Source organism: Deferribacterota bacterium (genome assembly GCA_034189185.1).
In the GTDB taxonomy this organism is placed as follows: domain Bacteria; phylum Chrysiogenota; class Deferribacteres; order Deferribacterales; family UBA228; genus UBA228.
Genome location: JAXHVM010000193.1, coordinates 1 through 3,256 on the forward strand (window position 1 = coordinate 1; position 3,256 = coordinate 3,256).

The following is a 3,256-nucleotide window of genomic DNA, read 5'->3' on the forward strand; positions in this document are numbered from 1 at the left end:
CTTTCATAAAAGCGCCATTGCCACATTTAACGTCAAATACTATAGCATTAGCAAATTTTTTGCTTAATATGCTTGCTGTGATAAGACTGATTGAATCAACTGTAGCAGTAGCATCTCGAAGAGCGTATATTTTTCTATCTGCTGGTGCTAACTCTTTTGTTTGACCAATATAGAAAAGACCATATTTCTTAAGTAATTCTACAGCCTTATCTATAGGAAGGTTAACGTTTATTCCAGGGACCGACTCAAGTTTATCAAGTGTTCCTCCAGTATGCCCCAAGGCTCTGCCACTTGTCATAGGTGTAAAGCCACTACCTGCAGCAAATATTGGTGCTATTATAAAGGATAATTTATCTCCTACACCACCTGTGCTATGTTTATCAACTGTAATTAAATCTCCAAAGTTTGGTACAATACCTGAGTATCTCATAGCTTTTGTTAAATTTGCACATTCATCAAAAGATAAACCGTTGAGATATGAGGCCATTAAAAATGCTGACATTTGATAGTCTGGGATATTATCTAAGGTGTAACCCTTAATTAAGAATTCAATCTCTTCTTTGCTTAGTTTTCCTTTATCTCTTTTTTTTGTTATTAGATCTACAGCTCTCATGCAACATCCATTTTACCTACAATATTCACGCTTGAGCTACTGCCAATACGCGATGCTCCAGCTCTAATCATTTTTACACATAATTCAAAATCCCTAATGCCACCGCTAGCCTTAATCTTAATCTTATCATCTAATATACTTTTAAAAAGCTTAATATCTTCTATTTCAGCTCCTTTTGGACCAAAACCTGTGGAGGTTTTAATATAGCCTATATTGTATTTTAATAATATATGACATATAGCCTCCTTTTCTGATCTATCCAAATAACAGGTTTCAACTATTATTTTTAGTGGAATCTTAATAGCTTCTTTTAATAATTTTATTTCCTTTTCAATATAGTTAAATTTTTTACTTTTTATCATTGATATATTTGTAACAATATCTAGCTCATCTATCCCTAGGTCATATAGTGCTCTCGCCTCTTTTTTCTTTGTTTCTGGCAAACTATACCCAAAGGGAAAGCTCACCACTGATATTACTTTCGTGTTACTATTACCTAGTCTTTTTTTTGCTAATTCCACATAGCAGGGTGGTACACATAATGATTTAAAATTATATCTTATTGATTCATCGCATGCTTTAATAACATCTTTTTCGTTTATATTTGGTTTTAAAATGGTATGGTCTATAAACCTCGATAACTCAGCTGGTTTAGGTGTATAGCCCCCTATAATATTATCTAATAGTTGTTTTTCTTCATCGTTAGGCATATATCAGACCTCCTTAAATATTTAGAATAACTTTAAATTAATTATTTAAAATTTTTTATACCATTGATATTTTGCTATATTATAATATTATAATTACCATTTATAGACAATGATAAATGGGTGACTTATAGGTATGAATGCAAAATATAGAGACGGTTATTTTGAGGGTTGTAAAAAGACTAAATTATTTTATAGAAACTGGATTGTAAATGAATCAGAGGCTGATGTTGTCTTTTTGCATGGTTTTGGTGATCACTCTGCTAGATATGGGCATTTTGCTGCATTTTTAAGTGATAATAATATTTCCTTTTATACATATGATTTAAGAGGTCATGGCAAATCAGAGGGTATTAGATGGGATATCGAGTATTTTGATTATTTTTCGAGAGATCTAGAGATATTTATAAAGAATTTTTTAGAGGGTAAGAAAAACATATTTTTTATTGGTTATTCAATGGGTACACTTATAGTTTTGAAATATTTACTTAAATCTCAATTTAAACCAAAAGGGGTTATCTTAATAAGCCCTGCTTTTGGAACTTACTTGTTTAACATTAAAATACCAAGTATTTTTATTGATTTTGTATCTCTGTTAAGTTCGCCAATTTTAAAAACCCTTGAGGGTATAGCCCGCTTACCCCTTTTGGGGACAAAAGTATATGATAACTATTTAACACATAATGAGAAGGAGATTGAGGCTATTAGACAAGATTCGTTAGTCAATCGAGGATCTATTAAATTTAGAATGGCTATTGAGCTCTCTAAAAATATAGTAGAGGTTAGAAGAAGGGTAAAAAAATTAGATTTTCCTATATTAATACTTTTTGGCAGAGATGATAGAATTATTCCAACCTTAGAAATAAAAAAGTTTTACAATAGGCTTGAGAATCCAGATAAAGAATTAGTAGAATTTCCAGATTTATATCACGATTTACTCCATGAGGTTAGATACGAAAGGGTATATAATAATATACTTGATTGGATTAGTAATAAGTTAAATGAAAATTAGTTTATTTTAAAATAATCCTAGTGCCTTTTTTATATGTAATATATGACCAGGCCCAACCAAATAATACAACAAGTTTGTTCTTAAAACCTGTTAGGTAATAAATGTGAACAAAAATCCATGTAAGCCATGCACCAAAGCCAGCAAATTTAAATTTTTTAACCTGGGCAACTGCTTTATTTCTGCCTATTGTAGCCATTAAGCCTTTGTTTTTATATTTAAATTTCGACAATTTTTTCCCTTCAACAAGGGCCTTTATATATTTTCCTATGTAAATTCCCTCTTGCATAGCAACTGGTGCAATAGCAGGCAAGGGCATATCATTATTCTCAATATATGCAATATCACCGCCAGCAAAGATATTCGTAGTGCCTTTAACTAATAAATTGTCATTAACCAATATTTTGCCAGATTTATTTGTTGCTAGATTTGATTTAATACCAATGTCAGAGGGTTTTATCCCAGCTGACCAGATTATTGTAGAGCTGGAAATCGAAGTTTTAGATGTTATAACCAACCCTTCTTTTATATCTTCAACAGATTCATCTACTAGTACTTGCACACCTAATTTCTCTAGAAATTGTTGAGCCTTTTTTGAGAGCTTACTGTCATATGTCGCTAATATTCTTTTAGATTTTTCAATTAATATTACTTTAGCATCTTTTGTTTTTATATTTTTAAAATCTTTTGTCATTGTATGTTTACACATTTCTGCTAAACTTCCAGCTAACTCAACCCCAGTAGGGCCACCTCCTATAATAGTAAAGGTTAGTAGTTTTTCTTTTTTTACAGGATCCTCTATCTTTTCAGCTTCTTCAAATGCTGTAAGGATTAGATTTCTTATCTTTCTTGCATCATTAAGGGATTTCATAGGGAGGGTATGTTTTCTCCAATGATCATTTCCAAAATAATGTGTAGTTGAGCCAC

General features: G+C 31.3%; 4 protein-coding genes. 1 reads left to right on the forward strand and 3 read right to left on the reverse strand.

The genetic code is table 11. The annotated features are described in order from the left end of the window. Positions 1 to 613: thymidine phosphorylase (locus SVN78_09700; GenBank protein ID MDY6821878.1), on the reverse strand; the 613-nt coding region annotated here is incomplete at its 3' end. Beyond that, on the reverse strand, positions 610 to 1,323 hold the full coding sequence (gene deoC, locus SVN78_09705; protein ID MDY6821879.1) for a deoxyribose-phosphate aldolase: 714 nt from the start codon (positions 1,321 to 1,323) through the stop codon (positions 610 to 612). The genes SVN78_09700 and deoC, both read right to left, overlap by 4 nt. A gap of 133 nt (positions 1,324 to 1,456) precedes the next feature. Between deoC and SVN78_09710 the strand changes: the two genes are divergently transcribed. Next, entirely contained in the window at positions 1,457 to 2,332 is an 876-nt protein-coding gene (locus SVN78_09710) for an alpha/beta hydrolase (GenBank protein MDY6821880.1), read from the forward strand. 1 nt (position 2,333) lies between these two features. Here the strand turns inward: SVN78_09710 and SVN78_09715 are convergent. Further along, positions 2,334 to 3,256 (reverse strand): FAD-dependent oxidoreductase (locus tag SVN78_09715; protein MDY6821881.1); only part of this gene is annotated, 923 nt, incomplete at its 5' end.

What these genes read in the sequence shown, in the direction of transcription:
- deoC (MDY6821879.1), bottom strand. Translation starts at nt 1,323, where the DNA reads ATGCCTAACGATGAAGAAAAACAACTATTAGATAATATTATAGGGGGC.
- SVN78_09710 (MDY6821880.1), top strand. Translation starts at nt 1,457, where the DNA reads ATGAATGCAAAATATAGAGACGGTTATTTTGAGGGTTGTAAAAAGACT.